Origin of the sequence: Kitasatospora sp. NBC_00374, from assembly GCF_041434935.1 — a bacterium.
Taxonomy (GTDB): domain Bacteria; phylum Actinomycetota; class Actinomycetes; order Streptomycetales; family Streptomycetaceae; genus Kitasatospora.
Genome location: NZ_CP107964.1, coordinates 2886753 through 2905534 on the forward strand (window position 1 = coordinate 2886753; position 18782 = coordinate 2905534).

The window sequence follows — 18782 nt, forward strand, 5'->3', positions numbered from 1 at the left end:
AGTCAGCCTAAAACCTGACACGAGATGTCAGGTATAGCGGGGAGAGTGTGCCTCGAAGACAGCACGAACCCTTTGAGGAGCAAGAAGATGGACGCCTCGTTCGACCCCCGCCCGCACTACCTGCGCGCCCTCGACCAGCTCGCCAAGCTGATCGCCCAGGTCACCCCGGAGCTGCTGGACCGCCCCACCCCCTGCACGGAGTTCGACCTGCGCACCCTGCTGGGCCACACCGTCGGCGGCGTCCACCGGATCGCGTACGTCGGCGAGGGCGGCCGCAGCCTGGACGTGGCGGCCTCGGTGGGCGAGGTGGAGGACACCGAGTGGGCCGAGGCGTTCGACCGGGCCCGGGCCCGGGCCGCCGCGGCCTGGGCCGACGACGCCGTCCTCGACCGGCTGTCCTGGGTGCCGTGGGGACAGGTGCCCGGCCGGTTCGCCCTCGGTGGCTACGTGATGGAGGCCGTCACCCACACCTGGGACATCGCCCAGGCGGTCGACCCGTCGGCGGCCCTGGACGAGGAGCTCGCGCTCGGCGCGCTCGGCGTCGCCGAGCAGGTGCTGCCGGCCGAACCGCGCGGCGGCGAGCTGCCGTTCGGGCCGGTGCAGCCGGTACCCGCCGGCGCCGACCCGTACACCCGGCTCGCGGGCTGGATGGGGCGCACGGTCTGACCGTCGGGGCCGGGCCGCACGGCCCGGCCCCGAGCGCGGGGCCGGCTGCCCGCGGCCTACTCGCGGCCGGCCGAGGTGAAGGTCATGTCGGCGTACCGGTTGCCGGCGACCTGCCCGGCGATCGGCTCCAGCTCGGCCAGTTCGGCGGCCGTCAGCCGCAGCGCCGCGGCCGCGGTGTTCTCGGCCAGCCGGGAGCGCTTGCGGGTGCCGGGGATCGGCACCACGGTCAGCCCGTGCACCTCGGCCCGCTGGTGCACCCAGGCCAGCGCGACCTGGGCGGCGGAGACCCCGCGGTCGGCGGCGATCTTCTGGATCGGCGCCACCAGAGCGGCGTTGCGGGCCGCGTTGTCCCCGCTGAACTGCGGGTGGGAGCGCCGGAAATCGCCCTCGCTGAGCTGCTCGGCAGCCGTGAAGGAGCCGGTCAGGAAGCCCCGGCCGAGCGGCGAGTACGGCACGAAGGCCACGCCGAGTTCGGCCGCCGCCGGCACCGCCGTGCGCTCCACGTCCCGTGAGAAGACCGACCACTCGGACTGCAGCGCGGCGATCGGGTGCACCGCGTACGCCTCGCGCAGCTCGTCTCCGGTCACCTCGGAGAGCCCGAGATGACGGACCTTGCCGGCCCGGACCAGCTCGGCCAGCGCGCCGACCGACTCGGCCAGCGGCACCCGCGGGTCGCGGCGGTGCATGTAGTAGAGGTCGATCGCCTCGATGCCCAGGCGGCGCAGCGAGGCGTCGACGGCGGTGCGGATGTAGGCGGGGTCGTTGCGCACGCCCCGGTAGGACGGGTCGTCGGCACGGCGTTCGATGGCGAACTTGGTGGCCAGCACCACCCGGTCGCGGTTGGCCCGGACGAACGGGCCGACCAGTTCCTCGTTGTGGCCGGAGCCGTACACGTCGGCGGTGTCGAACAGGGTGACGCCCAGGTCCAGGGCGGCGTCCAGGGTGGCGAGCGCCTCGGCGGTGTCGGTCGGGCCGTAGAACTCGCTCATGCCCATGCAGCCCAGGCCCTGGAGTCCGACGGTCGGGCCGCCGGTGCCGAGCGCGGTGGTGGGGAGGGTCATGCGCTCTCCTTCCGCTCCCCTGCGTCGGGGAGGCGTGAGTACAGGTCGATCTTGTAGTCGAGGACGGCGAGGGTCGCGTGCAGGTCGGCGAGCCGCTGCCGGACCTCCTCGCGGTGGGCGACCAGCAGGTCGCGCCGGTCGTCGAAGGTGTGGTCACCGGCCCGGACCAGCTCCACGTACCGGAGCATGTCGGCGACCGGCATCCCGGTCAGCCGCAGCCGGCCGAGGAAGGCCAGCCGGGACAGGTCGGCGTCGCTGTAGCGCCGCTGGCCCGAGTAGGAGCGGTCGACCGGGTCGAGCAGGCCGATCCGCTCGTACCAGCGCAGGGTGTGCGCGGTCAGACCGCTGGCCTCGGCGACCTCGCCGATGGCGTGCCGCGGGGTGCGGTCGGCGTCCGCGCTCGCCCGGTTGTAGGCCTCCCCGCAGGTGAGCAGGTCGATCGAGATCGGTGCGAGCGTTGCCATGGTCTGACCCCCGGTGATCGGCGACGACTACGAAGCTACTGAGTTGGAGTGCACTCCAAGCAAGCCTCCCACGCGGCCGACGGGCCCGGATGGCTAGAGTTCGACCCATGCAGAGCTTGCGGATGATCGAGGACTGGCCGGTGCCCAACGCTGCGGCCGCGGTGGTGCGGGGCGCCGACGGCGCGCTGCTGGGCGGCCACGGGCCGCAGCAGCACCTCTTCCCCCTGGCGTCGGTGACCAAGCTGCTCACCTCGTACGCCGTACTGGTCGCGGTCGAGGAGGGGGTCTTCGAGCTCGACGATCCGGCCGGCCCCGAGGGCTCGACCGTCCGGCACCTGCTGGCGCACACCTCGGGGCTGGCCTTCGACGAGCACCGGGTGATGGCCCCGCCCGGCGACCGGCGGCTCTACTCCAACGCCGGCTTCGACGTGCTGGCGCAGGCGCTGTCCGCGGCCGCCGGCATCGAGTTCGGCCGGTACGCGGCCGAGGCGGTGTTCGAGCCGCTGGGCATGCGGTCGACCCTGATCAACACCGCGCACCGTTCCCCGGCCGGCGCGGGCGGCCTGTCCACCGTCGACGACCTGGCGCTGTTCGCGGCCGAGTTGCAGTCCCCCAAGCTGCTCGACGCCTCCACCGTGCACACCGCCACCCGCGAGGTGGCCTTCCCCGGCACCAGCGGCGTGCTCCCGGGCTTCGGCCACCGCCGCCCGAACGACTGGGGCCTCGGCTTCGAGATCCGCGGCGACAAGGCCCCGCACTGGACGGGTACCACCAGCTCCGCCGGTACCTTCGGCCACTTCGGCCAGTCCGGCACCTTCCTGTGGGTCGACCCCGCCGCCGGGGTCGCCTGCGTCGCCCTGACCGACCGCGACTTCGGCCCCTGGGCCGCCGAGGTCTGGCCGCCGTTCACCGACGCCGTCCTGGCCGAACTGCGCGGCTGAGCGCCGGGCGGAGCGCGGGCCGCCGCCCCCGCTCAGCCGAGGACGAGCCCGGAGTGCATCTCCAGCAGCAGCAGTTCGGCGCCGTCCGGCCCGGCCACCGGGTCCGCGAAGGCCGGGCCGGTGATCCGGACGCTGTCGCCCGGCTCCAGCGAGCGGCCGCCGCCCTGCGGCCCGGGCACCGTCCGGTAGCCGATCGAACCCGCCGTCAGATGCGCGTAGCGGTAAGGCGCCCGGGGCAGTTCCGGCAGCGGCTGCCAGGGGCCGGCGGTGACCAGGTGCAGCGCCGCGTCGCTGCGTCGCAGCCGCAGGGCGTCCGTGTCGGCGTCGCGGTCGAGGCCGGAGGCGAGCAGGGTCAGCCCGCCGGGCGCGGGCTCGACCCGGCGCAGCCCGTACGCGGGTTCGGCGGCGAACTCGTCGGGCTGGAGCCAGAACTGGACGAATCGGACGGGCTCCCGGGCGCCGCCGACGTTGCGCTCGGTGTGCGTGACCCCGCGCCCGGCGCTGAGGTGCTGGAGCATCCCGGGGCGGACCACACCCGCGTGGCCGTCGCCGTCCCGGTGCGCGAGGGCGCCGGAGACCACCCAGGTGAGCAGTTCGGTGTCGCGGTGCCGGTGCTCCTCGTACCCGGCGCCGGGGGCGAGGGTCTCCTCGTTGCAGGCGAGCAGCGCGCCGAAGTGCGTGTTCTTCGGGTCGTAGTGCGCCGAGAAGGAGAACGCGTGCCGGGTCTCGATGCCCTCGGCCGGTGTGGACAGGTAGCGTTCGGGAGCCCGGCGCTGATCTGCGCGGGGGCGCTGTCGGGTGTCGGTCACGGTGCCTACCGTAACGGGTGTGACCTGCCCCACCCCGTGCTTCCGGTGGGGGTGTGCACCAGCATGTCCCTCGGTGAGGCAGTCTTGTCCTGTGCCAGCCGCTTCAGCGAGTCCCGACAAGAAGTCCGCCGCCAAGAAGGCGGCGCCCGCCCGTCCCGCCGCCGCCAAGCCGCCCTCCACCGGGCGGTCCGGCCGGCTGACGGCGCAGGAGCGCAAGCTCGCCGCCGAGCGGGCGGAGCTGCGCATCGCCACCCTCAAGCGGCTGGAGAAGTCCTCCGGCAAGCTGGCGACGGCCGCGATCGCCCGCATGGACGACCAGTTGGCGTGGTACCGGCGGATGCCGCCGGAGCACCGCTCCTGGATCGGCCTGGTGGCGCAGGCCGGTATCGCCGCGTTCACCGAGTGGTACCGGCACCCCGAGGCGCCGCAGGCGATCAGCACGGACGTCTTCGGCACCGCGCCCCGCGAGCTGACCCGGGCCATCACCCTGCGGCAGACCGTGGAGCTGATCCGCACCACCATCGAGGTGATGGAGGAGGCGATCGAGGAGGTCGCCGCCCCGGGCGACGAGGCCGGGATGCGGGAGTCGGTGCTGGTCTACGCCCGGGAGATCGCCTTCGCGACCGCCCAGGTCTACGCCCAGGCCGCCGAGGCGCGGGGCGCCTGGGACGCCCGGCTGGAGGCACTGGTCGTCAACTCGCTGCTGTCCGGTGACGCGGACGAAGGAGTGCTGTCGCGTGCGGCGGCGCTGGGCTGGGGCCAGCCCAAGCAGGTCCGGGTGGTGATGGGCAGTGCGCCGGACGGCGACAGCGAGCTGGTGGTGGAGGCGATCCGCCGGGCCGCCCGGTACGCCAAGCTGCACGTGCTCACCGGGGTGCTCGGCCGTCGGCTGGTGGTGGTGGTCGGCGGCGACAAGGAGCCGGTGCACGCCGCGCGGGCGCTGATCGGCCAGTTCGCCCCCGGCCCGGTGGTGGTCGGGCCGACCGTGGGCGACCTGCTCTCGGCGACCCGTTCCGCGCACGCCGCGGCCGCGGGGCTGCGCGCCTGCGCGGCCTGGCCGGACGCCCCGCGCCCGGTGCTGGCCGACGACCTGCTGCCCGAACGGGCGCTGGCGGGCGACGAGGTGGCTCGGCAACAGCTGGTGGAGGAGATCTACACACCGCTGGAGGAGGCCGGGTCCGCCCTGTTGGAGACCCTCAGCGTCTACCTGGAGCAGGCCTCCTCGCTCGAAGGCGCCGCCCGGATGCTCTTCGTCCACCCAAATACCGTGCGCTACCGGCTGCGTCGTGTGACCGACGTCACCGGTTATGCTCCGTCCGACGTACGTTCGGCCTTCACCCTGCGCATCGCCCTGGCGCTGGGCCGCCTCGGTACGGCGGCCGACCACGGCTGAGGGGCACTGTGGAGACTCCACAAGCCGACGTGCTTTTCTTCGTTACCGTCGCCTACCCGCCCCCGGGCGTCCGGCGAGAGAGGGTTGAACCGTGCTCGTAATCGTCGCCCCTGGACAGGGTGCCCAGACTCCCGGCTTCCTCAACCCCTGGCTTGAACTGGACGGCGCTGCCGACCGGCTGCGTCAGTGGTCGACGGTGGCCGGCCTCGACCTGGTCCGCTACGGCACCGAGGCGTCCGAGGATGAGATCAAGGACACCGCGGTGGCCCAGCCGCTGCTGGTCGCGGCCGGTCTGCTGACCGCCGGTGTGCTGTTCGCGGACGGCCCGGGCCCCCGTGAGCTGGTCGGCGCGGTGGCCGGCCACAGCGTCGGCGAGATCACCGCGGCCGCGCTGGCCGGCGTGCTGACCGCCGAGGACGCCCTGGCCTTCGTCCGCGAGCGCAGCCTGGGCATGGCCGAGGCCGCCGCCGCGACCGCGACCGGGATGACCGCCGTGCTCGGCGGCGACCCGGAGGCGGTGGCCGCGAAGTTCGCCGAGTACGGCGTGACCGCGGCCAACAACAACGGCGGCGGGCAGCTGGTGGCCGCCGGCACGCTGGACCAGCTGGCGGCGCTCAAGGCCGACCCGCCGGCCGGTGCCCGGCTGATCCCGCTGAAGGTGGCGGGCGCCTTCCACACCGCGCACATGGCCCCCGGGGTCGAGCGCCTGGCCAAGCTGGCGCCCACCCTGAGCACGGCCGACCCGCTGGTCACCTACGTCTCCAACCGGGACGGCGAGGCCGTCCCCACCGGCGCCGCGGTGCTGGACCGGCTGGTGGCCCAGGTCTCCAACCCGGTCCGCTGGGACCTCTGCATGGAGACCCTGCAGCAGCTGGGCGCGACGGCCGTGATCGAGCTGTCCCCGGCCGGCACCCTCACCAACCTGGTCAAGCGCAACGTCAAGGGTGTCGCGACGCTGGCCCTCAAGACCCCTGCCGATCTCGACAAGGCCCGGGAGCTCGTCGCGGAGCACGGCGGTCAGGAGAACGACGCATGACCAGCCCTCAGATCAAGCCCAGCAGCGGCGCGCAGTTCGCGCGGATCCACGGCGTCGGCGGCTACCGCCCCGTCCGGGTGATCCCCAACGCCGAGGTGCTCAACTGGATCGAGTCCTCGGACGAGTGGATCCGCTCGCGCAGCGGCATCGCCGAGCGCCGCTGGGCGGGCCCCGAGGAGAGCGTCGCCGAGATGTCGGTGCAGGCGGCCGGCAAGGCGATCGCCCAGGCCGGCATCGCACCGGAGCAGATCGGCGGCGTGATCGTGGCCACCGTCTCGCACCTCAAGCAGACCCCGGCCATCGCCACCGAGATCGCCGAGCGGCTCGGCTGCGGCACCGCCCCGGCCTTCGACATCTCGGCCGCCTGCGCCGGCTTCGGCTACGGCCTGGGCCTGGCCGACGGCATGGTGCGCGGCGGCAGCGCCGAGTACGTGCTGGTGATCGGCGTGGAGCGGCTCAGCGACCTGACCGACACCTCGGACCGCTCCACCGCCTTCATCTTCGGTGACGGCGCCGGCGCGGCCGTGGTCGGCCCCTCGGACGTCCCCGGCATCGGCAAGGTGATCTGGGGTTCGGACGGCTCGCAGCGCGACGTCATCTCGCAGACCCAGGCCTGGGACACCGCCTTCGCCAAGGAGGACGCCGTCAACGGCGCCGGCGAGGGCATCAAGTGGCCGGCCCTGCGGATGGAGGGTCAGACCGTCTTCCGCTGGGCGGTCTGGGAGATGGCGAAGGTGGCCCAGCAGGCGCTGGACGCCGCCGGGATCACCGCCGACCAGCTCGGCGCCTTCATCCCGCACCAGGCCAACATGCGGATCACCGACACGATGATCAAGGCCCTGAAGCTGCCCGACTCGGTGCCCGTCGCCCGGGACATCGTCGAGACCGGCAACACCTCGGCCGCCTCCATCCCGCTGGCGATGGAACGCATGCTGGAGAGCGGCGAGGCGAAGAGCGGCGACCTGGCTCTGATCATCGGGTTCGGGGCGGGTCTGGTCTACGCCGCCGCAGTCGTTACTCTCCCCTAGGCATTCCTGCCCACCGAAGAAGACCTGCGACGGTCCGCCGGACCGATCGCTTTCCACACTGAAGAGGAGCAGCCACTATGGCTACCAAGGACGAGGTTCTGGCCGGTCTCGCCGAGATCGTGAACGAGATCGCCGGCATCCCGGCCGAGGACGTCGAGCTCGACAAGTCCTTCACCGACGACCTGGACGTCGACTCGCTTTCGATGGTTGAGGTCGTCGTGGCCGCCGAGGAGCGCTTCGGCGCGAAGATCCCGGACGACGAGGTCAAGAACCTCAAGACGGTCGGCGACGCGGTCGACTTCATCGTCAACAACAGCTGATCCAGCTGACCGGCCGGGGTGCCTCACCGCGCCCCGGCCGCCCTCCCTCCCCCAGCTCGCCTTTCCCCTGAACACGTGAGAGAAGAAGAAACCAGTGACCGCTGAAAACCGCACCGTGGTCGTCACGGGTATCGGCGCCTTCACGCCGCTGGGCGGCGACGCCGCCTCGTTCTGGGAAGGCCTGCTCGCCGGCCGTTCCGGGGTCGCCGCGCTGACCGAGGAGTGGGCTGCCGACCTGCCCGTCCGGATCGCCGCCCGCACCGCCGTCGAGCCGGGCGAGATCCTGCCCCGCCCGCTGGCCCGCAAGCTGGACCGTTCCGCGCAGTTCGCGCTGATCGCGGCCCGCGAGGCCTGGGCGGACGCCGGCTTCGAGACCCCGGCCACCGACCTGTCCTCCAAGCTCGCCCCCGAGCGCCTGGGCACCGTGATCGCCTCCGGCATCGGCGGCGTCACCACCCTGCTCGACCAGTACGACGTGCTCAAGCAGCACGGCGTGCGCAAGGTCTCCCCGCACACCGTCCCGATGCTGATGCCCAACTCCCCGGCCGCCAACGTCGGCCTGGAGGTCGGTGCCCGCGCGGGTGTGCACACCCCCGTCTCCGCCTGCGCCTCCGGCGCCGAGGCGATCGGCTACGCGATCGAGATGATCCGTACCGGCCGCGCCGACGTCGTGGTGGCCGGCGGCACCGAGGCCGCGATCCACCCGCTGCCGATCGTCGCCTTCTCCAACATGATGGCGATGTCCAAGAACAACGACGACCCCGAGCACGCCTCGCGCCCGTACGACAAGGGCCGCGACGGCTTCGTCCTCGGCGAGGGCGCCGGCGTGGTCGTGCTGGAGTCGGCGGAGCACGCCGCCGCCCGCGGCGCCCGGGTCTACTGCGAGGCCGTCGGCCAGGGCCTGTCCTCGGACGCCCACCACATCGCCCAGCCGGAGCCCACCGGCGCCGGCGTGGCCCGCGCGATCGCCGACCTGTTCGAGCGCAACGAGCTGGACAAGGCCGAGATCGTGCACGTCAACGCGCACGCCACCTCGACCCCGCAGGGCGACACCGCCGAGATCAAGGCGCTGCGCAAGGAGCTCGGCGAGCACCTGGACCACGTCGCGATCTCCGCGACCAAGTCCATGACCGGCCACCTGCTGGGCGGCGCCGGCGGGATCGAGACCGTCGCCACCGTGCTGGCCCTGTACCACCGCCTGGCCCCGCCGACCATCAACGTCGAGCAGCTGGACGACGACATCGACGCGGACATCGTGGTCGGAGAGCCGCGCAAGCTGCCCGAGGGCCCGGTCGCGGCGATCAACAACTCCTTCGGCTTCGGCGGCCACAACGTGGTGCTGGCCTTCCGCACCGCCTGACGCCGGCAGCAGCGATTGGGCCGGGGCCCCGACCACGAGGTGATCTCGTGGTCGGGGCCCCGGCCCGTTCTCCGTCTCCGTCGACGGCGGCTCAGACCACCTGGTGCAGCCAGCGCACCGGGGCGCCCTCGCCCGCGTACCGGAACGGCTCCAGCTCGTCGTCCCAGGGCTTGCCGAGCAGCCGGGAGAGCTCCGCCTCCAGGTTGCTCCCCTCGTTGCGGGAGCGCAGCAGCACCGCGCGCAGCCGGTCCTCGGGGATCAGGATGTCGCCGTGCATTCCGGTGACGGCGTGGAAGATCCCGAGGCTGGGCGTGCTGCTGTAGCGCTCGCCCTCGGCCGTGGCGCAGGGCTCGCTGGTGACCTCGTAGCGCAGCAGCTGCCAGCCGCGCAGGGCGGAGGCCAGCCGGGAGGCCGTGCCGGGCGCGCCCTGCCAGGACAGCTCGGCCCGCCAGTGACCGGGCGCGGCGGGTTGCCGGATCCAGTCGAGGCTGACTCGCACCCCGAGCACGCCCGCGACCGCCCACTCGACATGCGGGCACAGCGCGCGTGGCGCGGAGTGGACGTACAGGACTCCACGTGTCGTCACCGGGACCTCCAGGCTGTGGACGAGGGTCGCCTTCCCCAGCTGCCTCGTGCCCGTCGCCGGTAGGTACCGTTTACCCCCGTGACGCTCAAGTTATTCGACATTAGGTCATCAAATTGAGCAAAACGGACAAGCTTTCACCCAATGTTAGTCGGATCCCCGGGGAGGTCCACCCCTGCCCGGGATCTCTCCCCCGAACGGACCTATCGCCCGCGGTCTGCCTGCCGGATCACGCTATCGGCAGGCACGGCGGGCCCGGTGACGATCCGTCGGAAGGACCGGGGCGCGGCGCCCGCGAGCGCCCGTACCCGAACCGCCCTGCCCGCCACCCCGGGCCTGGCGGCGGGCATGGCGACGGGGCAGCGCGGCGGGGCAGTGCGACTCGGCCGCGGGGAGGTCAGAGCTTGACGACCATCTTGCCGGTGTTGGCACCGCGCAGCAGACCGATGAAGGCCTCGGCGGTGTTCTCGACGCCCTCCACCACCGTCTCGTCGTAGGTCAGCCCGCCGTCCCGCAGCCAGCCGGCCGTCTCGGCCACGAACTGCTGCTGCAGCGCCGCGTGGTCGCCGACCAGCATGCCCTGCAGGCGCAGCCGCTTGCCGATCACCAGCGCCAGGTTGCGCGGCCCGACCGGCGGGTTGGTGTCGTTGTACTGGGCGATCGCGCCGCACAGGGTGGCGCGGCCGTTCACGTTGAGCAGGCTGATGGCGGCCTCCAGGTGGTCGCCGCCGACGTTGTCGAAGTAGACGTCGATGCCGTCCGGCGCGGCCTCGGCGAGCTGCTCGCGGACGGGGCCGTCCTTGTAGTTGAAGGCCGCGTCGAAGCCGTAGTCGTCGACCAGCTTGGCCACCTTCTCCGCCGAGCCGGCCGAGCCGATGACCCGCCTGGCGCCCTTGAGCCGGGCGATCTGCCCCACCAGCGAGCCGACCGCGCCGGCCGCGCCGGACACGAAGACGGTGTCGCCCTCCTTGAACGAGGCGACCTCCAGCAGGCCCGCGTAGGCGGTCAGGCCCGGCATGCCGAGCACGCCGAGGTAGTAGGAGAGCGGGGCGAGCTGCGGGTCCACCTTGACCGAGCGGACCGCGTCCACGGTCGCGTACTCGCGCCAGCCGAGCCCGTGCAGGACGGCGTCGCCGACCTCGAAGCCCTCGGCCTCGGAGGCGATCACGTAACCGACCGCGCCGCCGTCCATCGCCTCGCCGATCGCGAACGGCGGGACGTAGGACTTCACGTCGTTCATCCGGCCGCGCATGTACGGGTCGACCGAGAGGAAGGCGTTGCGGACCAGGATCTGACCCGGGCCGGGCTGCTGCACCGGGGCCTCGACCAGCGCGAAGTCCGCGGGGGTCGGCCAGCCCTGGGGCCGGGCCGCCAGCTGCCACTCGCGGCCGGTGGTGGGCGTCGCCTGCTCTGCCATGTCGTGCTCCTTGCGTGGTTCGTCTGTCCGTGGCCTGCCTGAAAGGTTGACCAACTAAAGCAATCGTGGGGATAAAAGGTTCACGTTGTCAAATGTTCAGCTAGACTGGTGTCCATGGAGAAGCAGCCGCCCGCCGACCCGATCACCCGCGAGGTCGTGGACCTCATGGCGAGCCTGGTCGCGCTGTTCCACCGCGAGTACGAGGAGGCCGCCGCCGCCCGCTCGCTGACCGGCGCCCAGGCCAAGGTGCTCGCCCTGCTCAGCCGGGGCCCGATGCCGATGCGCCACATCGCCCAGACCCTGGCCTGCGAGCCCTCCAACATCACCGGCATCGTGGACCGCCTGGAGACCCGCGGCTTCGTGACCCGCCAGGCCGACCCGCTGGACCGCAGGGTCAAGCGGGTGGCCGCCACCGAGGCCGGCGGCCAGGCCACCGAGGAACTGCGCGAATCGCTGAACTTCGCCCGCGAGCCGCTGGCCGCGCTGGCCGAGGACGAGCGGCGCCAGCTGCGTGACCTGCTGCGCAGGATGCTCGAAGGCGCCGACACGGCGGACTGACGCCCACGCCGGCCCACCCCGGGGCAGGCCCGGGGAGGCCGGGAAGAAGAAGTTCGGCTCACATGTGTAACCGGATGCACTCCCGGACCGTCTATTCATCTGGACCGTACGTGTACCCGTGGCGCCTGCCACACCCGGCAGAGAGCGCTGACCGATGACCGACCCCAAGAGCCGGCCCGCCAAGGGCACCCGCAGGGCCCGGATAGCCCGTGGCCTGGGTGCGACCGCCGCAGTCCTGGTGGTCGGTACCGCCGGCGCCGGCGCGTGGTTCTACCAGCGGCTCGACCACAACATCAGCACCTTCTCGGCCGACGGCATCGCCCCCAGCCGCCCGCCGGCCGGCCCGACCGCCAGCGGTGGCGGCCGGCCGGTCAACATCCTGCTGCTCGGCTCCGACACCCGCCAGGACGGCAACGGCGACCTGGGCGGCGGCGAGGAGGGCGTGGGCCACTCCGACACCGCGATCCTGTTGCACGTGTACGCGGATCACAAGCACGCCGTCGGGGTGTCGATACCCCGCGACACCCTGGTCACGGTCCCGGCCTGCAAGCTTCCCAGTGGCAACTGGTCCCCGCAGCGGACCAACCAGATGTTCAACTCGGCCTTCACCGTCGGCGAGTACCCGCAGGGCAACCCCGCCTGCACCCAGAACACCGTCGAGGCGATGACCGGCCTGCGGATCGACCACACCATCGTGGTCGACTTCAAGGGCTTCGCCGCGATGACCGACGCGGTGCACGGCGTCGACGTCTGCGTACCCAACAACGTCGACTCCTACGGCATACACCTGGCCAAGGGCCGGCAGACCGTCACCGGGCAGCAGGCACTGGACTACGTCCGCGCCCGGCACGGCTTCGGCGACGGCTCGGACATCGGCCGGGTGAAACGCCAGCAGGCCTTCCTCTCCTCCCTGATCAAGAAGGTCCGGAGCCAGGGCTTCAACCCGACCACCCTGCTCCCGCTGGCCGACGCCGCGACCAGGTCGCTCACCGTGGACGAGGAGCTGGGCTCGGCGGTGAAGCTCGCCGAGTTCGGCCAGTCGCTGCAGGACATCGAACTCGCCGACATATCCTTCGTCACCGTGCCCTGGCGCTACCAGGGCGACCGGGTCGCCCTGGTCCACCCCGACGTGGACACCCTCTGGCGGCTGCTGCAGCAGGACCGGACGCTGACCGGCCAGTCCGCCGCCGACCCCGCGGCCTCCCCCACCGACCCGGCCTCGGCGTCGGCGTCGGCGCCCGCGTCGGCCCCGGCGACCGGCACGGCCGACACCCCGGCCGCCGAGCAGGTCCCGCTGACCGTGCACAACGCCTCCCGTTCCACCGGGCTCGCCGGACAGGCCGCCACCGCGCTCAGGGCCAAGGGCTACCAGCAGATCACCGTCGGCCCCGACACCGAGTTCCGCCGGACAACCCTGATCGGGTACGCCCCCGGCGACCAGGAGGCCGCGAACCGGCTCGCGCAGCTCTTTCCCGGCGCCGAGCTGCGGGCCGACCCCGGTGCCGAGGGGATCACCGTCACCCTCGGCCGGGACTACGCCTCGGCCCACACCGGCGAGGGCACGGCTCCCGGCGAGGGGGCCGGTGCGCCCACCGCGCTGCCCACCGGCATCCCCACCGGGATCACCGAGAACACCCGCCCCGCCGACAGCGACCTCTGCGCCGACCTCAGCTTCGGCTGAGGCCGTCGCCCGGGTCGGGCAGTCCCGTCACGACGACGGTGACCCTGGTGCCGGCGGCCAACTCCCCCGCCGTCGCCAGGCCGTACACCGCCGACAGCGCCTTCGCCACGTACCGCCGCTCCACCGGCACCCCGTGCCGCCGCTCGAACCCCGCGGCGAACTGCTCCAGTTCGGCCGGCACCTTGCCGTACCCGCCCCCGTGGTAGCCGTGGTGGATCCGCCAGTTGCCGAACTCCCGGCCGTACGCGGCCCGGTGCAGTCCCGCCACCTCCCGCTCCAGGTAGGCCTCGCCGCGCAGCACCGCCACCCCGAGCGCCCGCGCACCCGGGGGCAGCCCGGCCGCGATCCCGGCCAGCGTGCCGCCGGTGCCGACCGGGCAGCAGACCAGGTCCCGCTCGCCCAGGTCCGGCAGCTGCGACGCCAGCTCCGCGGCGACGACGGCGGCCCCGCGCACCGCGAGCGCGTTGGACCCGCCCTCCGGCAGTACCAGGAACCCCTCCCGAGGCTCCCCGCCCCGGGCCGCCAGCTCCCGGTACAGCGGGCGCGGGACGAACTCCAGTGCCATTCCGGCCGCCTCGGCCGCCCGCAGCGACCAGTTCCGCGGCGCCTGGGCCAGCTCCTCGCCCCGGATCACCCCGACACTCGCCAGCCCGAGCCCCTGCGCGGCGGCCGCCACCGCCCGGATGTGCGTCGAGTAGGCCCCGCCGTACGTCAGCAGCCCGGGCGCGCCCTCGGCGACCGCCCGTTCCAGGTTGGGCGCCAGCTTCCGCCACTTGTTCCCCGGCACGGCCGGGTGCGCGAGGTCGTCCCGCTTGAGCCGCAGCTCCACCCCGAGCCGGGCGAGGGCCGGCTCGTCCAGGACGGTCAGCGGGGTCGGCAGCGTGGCGGGGGAGAGCACCGGCCCAGCATACGAAGGCGCCCGCACTCAGCCGCCGGCCGCCCGGGGGGCCGGCCCGGGCAGGACCTCGGCCGGGCCGGGGCCCGGCGGCTGCCGGTCGATCCGGACCAGCCCCTGCGCGAGCAGCAGGTCGACGAACTCCTGGACGTCCTGCGCCGCGACGGCCGCCTGCTCGGCGATGGCGGCCGAACCGCCCCCTTCGGCGAGCAGCAGCCAGATCCGGGCGGCGGTGCCGTCGAGCGTGCGGAACTCGCGCGCCACCGGGTGGTAGAACCGCACCTCGCCGTCCCCGGGGAACCAGACGACCGCGGGATCGAGCCGGTAGATCATCGGAGCGCTCCCTCCGGACGGCCGCCGCTCCAGTGGAGCTGACGACTTGCCAAGCACCATCCATCCCAGCTGGACCATCGGAATCTACTCCACCATCAGAACATGTCAACAGGGCGGTTCCGGATCCGACTTGACACACCTGTGGGGCTCGCGCGAGCCGACGGCACGTACCGGGACAATCACCCGCACGGGTCACCCCGCGGGGGGCTCGGGGCTGCGGCACCCGCTCGTCAACGCGAGGATCCGCGGACATTACCGGACGGGTGAATCCCGGTGTGTCGGCGCCCGGGCGGGGGCCCGACTGCCCTACAGTTCTCGCAGGTAGGGGCTGGTCTGCCGAGGTGGGGCGGGTGGGACTCGAACCCACGACCAAGGGATTATGAGTCCCCTGCTCTAACCGGCTGAGCTACCGCCCCCGATTCGACCAGCTGGTGACCGGCAAGCCGGCCGTTCCAGCAGCAGACGGCCCCTCAGGGCCGTCCCCGGCAGCATAGCCGGTCGATCAGTCGCGATGCGCGCCGGGGGCGCAACCGGGTACGCCCCCCGCGCGGCTCAGCCCTGCCTGGCGCAGCGCCCGCCCGGCCTGGTAGATCTTGCGTTCCGGCCCGTCGTCCGAGCGGGCCGCAGTACGCGAGTGCGGGGAGCCAGCGGGATGCGCCGGACGGAACGGGCGGTACGGCGGGCATGGTGGCCGGCCGCGCTCCTGCTGACGATCCACTGCGCCGCCGCCTGCGGCCCGGACCCCGGACCGGACGGCCGGACCGGCCCCCGGCCCACCGCCCGGCCCGCCGTCGCCGGCGCCACCGGCGACCGGATCGGCGCCCTCTTCCTCGGCGCGGTGACCGGCCCCAGGATGTGCACCGCCAGCGTGGTCGCCAGCCCCCGGCACAACCTGCTGGTCACCGCGGCGCACTGCGTCCAGACCGCGGAGCGCGGCCGCTTCGACGACCTGGTCTTCGCCCCCGGCTACCGCGACGGCCGCACCCCGTACGGCGTCTGGCCGGTGACCTCGATCACGGTCGATCCGCGGTGGAGCCTGGGCGAGGATCCGGAGTACGACGTGGCCTTCCTCACCGTGGCCGAGGTGCAGGGGCAACGGATCGAGGACCGGGTCGGCGCGAACCCGCTCGGCACCGGCCTCGGCGTCGGCCTGCCGGTCTCCGTCACCGGCTACCCGAACGACAGCGGCACCCCGGTGACCTGCTCGGGACGTACCGGCGCGCAGGGACCGACCCAGGAGCGGTTCGAGTGCTCCGGCTACACCGTCGGCACCAGCGGAAGCCCCTGGCTCACCGAGGACGGAAAGGTGGTCGGGGTGATCGGCGGCTACCAGCAGGGCGGCAACACCGACGCCACCTCGTACAGCATCGCGTTCGACCGGCGGGTGACGGAGCTCTACCGGCTGGCCACCGGGTGACGGCGGCGGCCTGACGGGCCGCCAGGGGGCGCCGGGCGCCGGGCCTCGGGCCCCGGGGAAACACGAAAGCCCCCCGGTCGACCGAGGGGCCTTCGCTCTGTACCGATCGTCTCCGTGGAGGCGAGCTCCCCCAATTGGACTCGAACCAATAACCTGCCGATTAACAGTCGGCTGCTCTGCCAATTGAGCTATGGGGGATTGCACAGCGGGACGATCCACAGGGGGCCGTCCAAGCTCCCCCAATTGGACTCGAACCAATAACCTGCCGATTAACAGTCGGCTGCTCTGCCAATTGAGCTATGGGGGATCGATCTTCTGCCTCTGTCCCGGATCCTCCCGGGCCTTCGGCGCTCGCTGCGGGACATACATTAGCGCACTCAGGGGGGTGTTCCGCCAATCGCTTTCCCCGGCCCCCACCCGGGGACCCGCGCCGCCCTCCCCCGGGCGGCCCGGTCGGCGCGCCCCGCGCGCGCCCCGGCGGCCCGCCGGGGATGCTGGGACGGCGGCGGGTGACCGGAGACGGCCCCGCCACCTGCCGGGCGGTTCGCCGCCCGGCCCGACGGGTAGGGCAATGCGGCAATGACCGCGACGAAGGGTGGAGCCGAGCATGTGGAAACTGACGTTGATCGTGGGCGTCGGGGTCGGATACGTCCTGGGCGCCCGCGCCGGCCGGCAGCGGTACGAGCAGCTCGCCGGCGCGGCCCGACAGTTCTCCCAGAACCCCAAGGTCCAGGACGCCGCGGGCAAGGCCAAGCAGCAGGCGGGCGCGGTCGCGGGCCGGGCCGCAGGCGCCGTGGCCGACCGGGTCGGCGAGAAGCTGCCGGACGCCGTGACCGACCGCGTCCCGTACTTCACCCGCCGGCAGACCGCCGACGACTGGGGGACCTTCCGGCCGTGACCGGGGCCTGGCCGAATCCCGTACCGACTGGGCAACACTTGCCACGGGCGCCAGCACCGCGACCACCGGCTGAGGCATGATCTCCGCATGGCCATCGTCGCGGGCATCGACAGCTCCACCACTCGCACCCGGATCGTCGCGTGTGACTCCGACACCGGGGCCGTCCTGCGTCAGGGGCGCGCGCCCCACCCGCTGCCGGAGGGCGTCGATGCCCGGACCACCGAGGTCGACCCGCAGACCTGGCTGCACTCGCTCGGCGACGCCGCGGCCGGCGGCCTGCTGGAAGGGGTCCGGGCGATCGGCGTCTCCGCCCAGCAGCACGGCCTGATCGGCCTGGACGCGGGCGGGGTGCTGGTCCGCCCGGCCCTGCTGTGGAACGACCCCCGCTCGGCCGGCGCGGCCGCCTCGCTGGTGGACGCGCTCGGCGGCCCGGGCCCGTGGGTGGAGGCCATCGCCGCGGTGCCCGCACCGACGTACACCATCGCCAAGCTGCGCTGGCTGGCCGAGTTCGAACCCGCCTCGGCCAAGCGGATCGCCGAGGTGCTGCTGCCGCACGACTGGCTGATCTCCCAGCTGCTCGGCAGCCCGAGACGGCGCACCACCGACCGCGGCGACGCCTCCGGTACCGGCTACTGGTCGCCGATCACCGGCGAGTACCGGCAGGACCTGATCAAGCTCGCGATCGGCCACGAGCTGCGGGTGCCGGACGTGCTCGGCCCCGCCGAGCCGGCCGGGCACACCCCCGAGGGCCTGCTGATCTCGGCCGGCACCGGCGACAACATGGCGGCCGCCCTCGGGCTCGGGCTCGGCCCCGGGGACGCGGTGGTCTCGCTCGGCGGGAACGGCACCATCTTCGCGGTGCACGACCAGCCGGTGGTCGACCCGTCCGGCCTGATCTCCTCCTTCGCCGACGCGACCGGCCGCCACCTGCCGATGGTCGGCACCCTCAACGCGGCCCAGGTGCTGCGTTCGACCGCCACCGTCCTCGGCACCGACCTGGAGGGCCTGAGCGCGCTCGCCCAGCAGTCCTCCCCCGGCTCGTACGGGCTCGTGCTGCTGCCCTACCTGGACGGCGAGCGCACCCCCAAGCTGCCGCACGCCGCGGGGACCCTGACCGGGCTGCGGATGGAGTCGATGGCCCCGCAGCACTTCGCCCGGGCCGCCGTCGAGGGCATGCTGTGCAACATCGCGGACGCCGTCGACGTGCTGCGCTCGCACGGGGTCGGGGTGCGCCGGATCTTCCTGCTGGGCGCGGTCGGCCGGCTCGGCGCCGTCCGGGAGATCGCACCGCTGGTCTTCGGCGTGCCCGTGGTGGTACCGCCTCCGGGGGACCACGCCGCCCGCGGCGCGGCCCGGCAGGCCGCCTGGGCGCTGGCCGGCACCCCCGAACCGCCGCACTGGGAGCTGCCCGAGGTCACCACGATCGTGCCGGACCAGGAGCACGACCTGGCCGTCGGCAGCGCGGTGCGCCAGCAGTACGCCGCGGTGCGCGGACAGGTGCACCCGGAGGCCGCGGGCTGAGCCCGCCGCCACTCTCCGCGGGCACCGAGGATGCGTCATGCCCGCGCCGGTGGCAGCGCGGGAGGTCCTGCCCGGACCAGGGGTGACGAGCTGCCGGTCTTCGCCTTCACCACCGAGGGCGAGACCGCCTTCGACGTGTTCGACGTCTCGCGCCGGATGTGGGAGCGGGCTGGCAGCTGCCCGCGTACGCCTTCCCGGACGACCGGACCGACCTGTGCTGCTCGACGACCTGCGCCGGCTGCTGCCCGAGCTGCGCGACCAGCCGGCGCCGCTGAGCAGCATGGGGGTCGAGACCCGGTCCGCGTTCCACCACTGAGCGGCGGCCGGGCCCGGTGCCGACGGCTCCGGCGGGTGCCGTCGGGACCGGGCCCGGCCCACGGGCAGCGCCCGAGGGCGTGGGC

At 73.4% G+C, this 18782-nt stretch carries 19 protein-coding genes, 3 tRNA genes and 1 pseudogene; 13 read left to right on the plus strand and 10 right to left on the minus strand.

Annotated features, from left to right (window positions below):
- Window positions 1-87 precede the first annotated feature (87 nt).
- Window positions 88-666, plus strand: coding sequence for a TIGR03086 family metal-binding protein (locus tag OG871_RS12955; protein ID WP_371496898.1), 579 nt, complete (start codon window positions 88-90; stop codon window positions 664-666).
- 56 nt (window positions 667-722) lie between these two features.
- Here OG871_RS12955 and OG871_RS12960 read toward each other — a convergent pair whose 3' ends face one another.
- Together OG871_RS12960 and OG871_RS12965 are read right to left on the minus strand one after the other, a co-directional pair.
- Entirely contained in the window at window positions 723-1727 is a 1005-nt protein-coding gene (locus tag OG871_RS12960) for an aldo/keto reductase (RefSeq protein ID WP_371496899.1), read from the minus strand.
- Complete coding sequence (locus OG871_RS12965) at window positions 1724-2191, minus strand: MerR family transcriptional regulator (protein ID WP_371496900.1); 468 nt, start codon at window positions 2189-2191, stop codon at window positions 1724-1726. The genes OG871_RS12960 and OG871_RS12965 overlap by 4 nt, the downstream gene beginning before the upstream one ends.
- 107 nt (window positions 2192-2298) lie before the next feature.
- On the opposite strand from OG871_RS12965, the gene OG871_RS12970 reads away from it, so the two are divergent.
- Entirely contained in the window at window positions 2299-3132 is an 834-nt protein-coding gene (locus OG871_RS12970) for a serine hydrolase domain-containing protein (protein ID WP_371496901.1), read from the plus strand.
- A gap of 32 nt (window positions 3133-3164) precedes the next feature.
- Here OG871_RS12970 and OG871_RS12975 read toward each other — a convergent pair whose 3' ends face one another.
- Window positions 3165-3941 (minus strand): pirin family protein, encoded by a 777-nt coding sequence (locus OG871_RS12975; protein WP_371496902.1) that lies wholly within the window; start codon window positions 3939-3941, stop codon window positions 3165-3167.
- A gap of 238 nt (window positions 3942-4179) precedes the next feature.
- Between OG871_RS12975 and OG871_RS12980 the strand changes: the two genes are divergently transcribed.
- The 5 genes from OG871_RS12980 (at window position 4180) to fabF (ending at window position 9078) form a co-directional block, all read left to right on the plus strand.
- Complete coding sequence (locus tag OG871_RS12980) at window positions 4180-5334, plus strand: PucR family transcriptional regulator (protein ID WP_371503292.1); 1155 nt, start codon at window positions 4180-4182, stop codon at window positions 5332-5334.
- 91 nt (window positions 5335-5425) lie between these two features.
- On the plus strand, window positions 5426-6370 hold the full coding sequence (locus OG871_RS12985; protein WP_371496903.1) for an ACP S-malonyltransferase: 945 nt from the start codon (window positions 5426-5428) through the stop codon (window positions 6368-6370).
- Window positions 6367-7398, plus strand: coding sequence for a beta-ketoacyl-ACP synthase III (locus OG871_RS12990; protein WP_371496904.1), 1032 nt, complete (start codon window positions 6367-6369; stop codon window positions 7396-7398). Before OG871_RS12985 ends, OG871_RS12990 begins: the two co-directional genes overlap by 4 nt.
- Window positions 7399-7475: 77 nt before the next feature.
- Window positions 7476-7718 carry an acyl carrier protein gene (locus OG871_RS12995; RefSeq protein WP_371496905.1) on the plus strand — a complete coding sequence of 81 codons (243 nt, stop codon included), beginning with the start codon at window positions 7476-7478 and terminating at the stop codon, window positions 7716-7718.
- A 94-nt stretch (window positions 7719-7812) separates the two neighbouring features.
- Window positions 7813-9078: a beta-ketoacyl-ACP synthase II gene (fabF, locus tag OG871_RS13000; protein ID WP_371496906.1), complete on the plus strand. Its 1266-nt coding sequence runs from the start codon at window positions 7813-7815 to the stop codon at window positions 9076-9078.
- Window positions 9079-9169: 91 nt separating this feature from the next.
- Here fabF and OG871_RS13005 read toward each other — a convergent pair whose 3' ends face one another.
- Together OG871_RS13005 and OG871_RS13010 are read right to left on the minus strand one after the other, a co-directional pair.
- Complete coding sequence (locus OG871_RS13005) at window positions 9170-9664, minus strand: DUF3145 domain-containing protein (RefSeq protein ID WP_371496907.1); 495 nt, start codon at window positions 9662-9664, stop codon at window positions 9170-9172.
- Between the two features lie 394 nt (window positions 9665-10058).
- The gene (locus OG871_RS13010; protein ID WP_371496908.1) at window positions 10059-11078 is read right to left on the minus strand and encodes an NADP-dependent oxidoreductase; all 1020 of its coding nucleotides are present in this window, start codon (window positions 11076-11078) and stop codon (window positions 10059-10061) included.
- Window positions 11079-11192: 114 nt separating this feature from the next.
- Here OG871_RS13010 and OG871_RS13015 point away from each other — a divergent pair, with 114 nt between their 5' ends.
- Window positions 11193-11636 (plus strand): MarR family winged helix-turn-helix transcriptional regulator, encoded by a 444-nt coding sequence (locus OG871_RS13015; RefSeq protein ID WP_371496909.1) that lies wholly within the window; start codon window positions 11193-11195, stop codon window positions 11634-11636.
- A 154-nt stretch (window positions 11637-11790) separates the two neighbouring features.
- The gene (locus OG871_RS13020) at window positions 11791-13317 is read left to right on the plus strand and encodes an LCP family protein (protein ID WP_371496910.1); all 1527 of its coding nucleotides are present in this window, start codon (window positions 11791-11793) and stop codon (window positions 13315-13317) included.
- Here the strand turns inward: OG871_RS13020 and OG871_RS13025 are convergent.
- The 3 genes from OG871_RS13025 to OG871_RS13035 form a co-directional block, all read right to left on the minus strand.
- On the minus strand, window positions 13304-14215 hold the full coding sequence (locus OG871_RS13025; RefSeq protein WP_371496911.1) for a 1-aminocyclopropane-1-carboxylate deaminase/D-cysteine desulfhydrase: 912 nt from the start codon (window positions 14213-14215) through the stop codon (window positions 13304-13306). The genes OG871_RS13020 and OG871_RS13025 overlap by 14 nt on opposite strands.
- Before the next feature lie 27 nt (window positions 14216-14242).
- Window positions 14243-14545, minus strand: coding sequence for a PqqD family peptide modification chaperone (locus tag OG871_RS13030; protein WP_371496912.1), 303 nt, complete (start codon window positions 14543-14545; stop codon window positions 14243-14245).
- A 342-nt stretch (window positions 14546-14887) separates the two neighbouring features.
- Window positions 14888-14961 (minus strand) — tRNA-Ile (locus OG871_RS13035).
- A gap of 236 nt (window positions 14962-15197) precedes the next feature.
- Between OG871_RS13035 and OG871_RS13040 the strand changes: the two genes are divergently transcribed.
- Window positions 15198-15962: a serine protease gene (locus OG871_RS13040; protein WP_371496913.1), complete on the plus strand. Its 765-nt coding sequence runs from the start codon at window positions 15198-15200 to the stop codon at window positions 15960-15962.
- A gap of 125 nt (window positions 15963-16087) precedes the next feature.
- Here the strand turns inward: OG871_RS13040 and OG871_RS13045 are convergent.
- Both OG871_RS13045 and OG871_RS13050 read right to left on the minus strand, forming a co-directional pair.
- Window positions 16088-16160: transfer RNA gene (locus OG871_RS13045), tRNA-Asn, on the minus strand.
- Window positions 16161-16196: 36 nt separating this feature from the next.
- Window positions 16197-16269: transfer RNA gene (locus OG871_RS13050), tRNA-Asn, on the minus strand.
- 300 nt (window positions 16270-16569) lie between these two features.
- On the opposite strand from OG871_RS13050, the gene OG871_RS13055 reads away from it, so the two are divergent.
- From OG871_RS13055 to OG871_RS13065, 3 genes and pseudogenes are all read left to right on the plus strand, one after another.
- Window positions 16570-16860: a hypothetical protein gene (locus OG871_RS13055; RefSeq protein ID WP_371496914.1), complete on the plus strand. Its 291-nt coding sequence runs from the start codon at window positions 16570-16572 to the stop codon at window positions 16858-16860.
- Between the two features lie 87 nt (window positions 16861-16947).
- The gene (locus OG871_RS13060; protein ID WP_371496915.1) at window positions 16948-18381 is read left to right on the plus strand and encodes an FGGY family carbohydrate kinase; all 1434 of its coding nucleotides are present in this window, start codon (window positions 16948-16950) and stop codon (window positions 18379-18381) included.
- 75 nt (window positions 18382-18456) lie between these two features.
- Window positions 18457-18697: pseudogene (locus tag OG871_RS13065) on the plus strand (glutamate decarboxylase); the annotation flags it as partial.
- Between the last annotated feature and the right edge of the window lie 85 nt (window positions 18698-18782).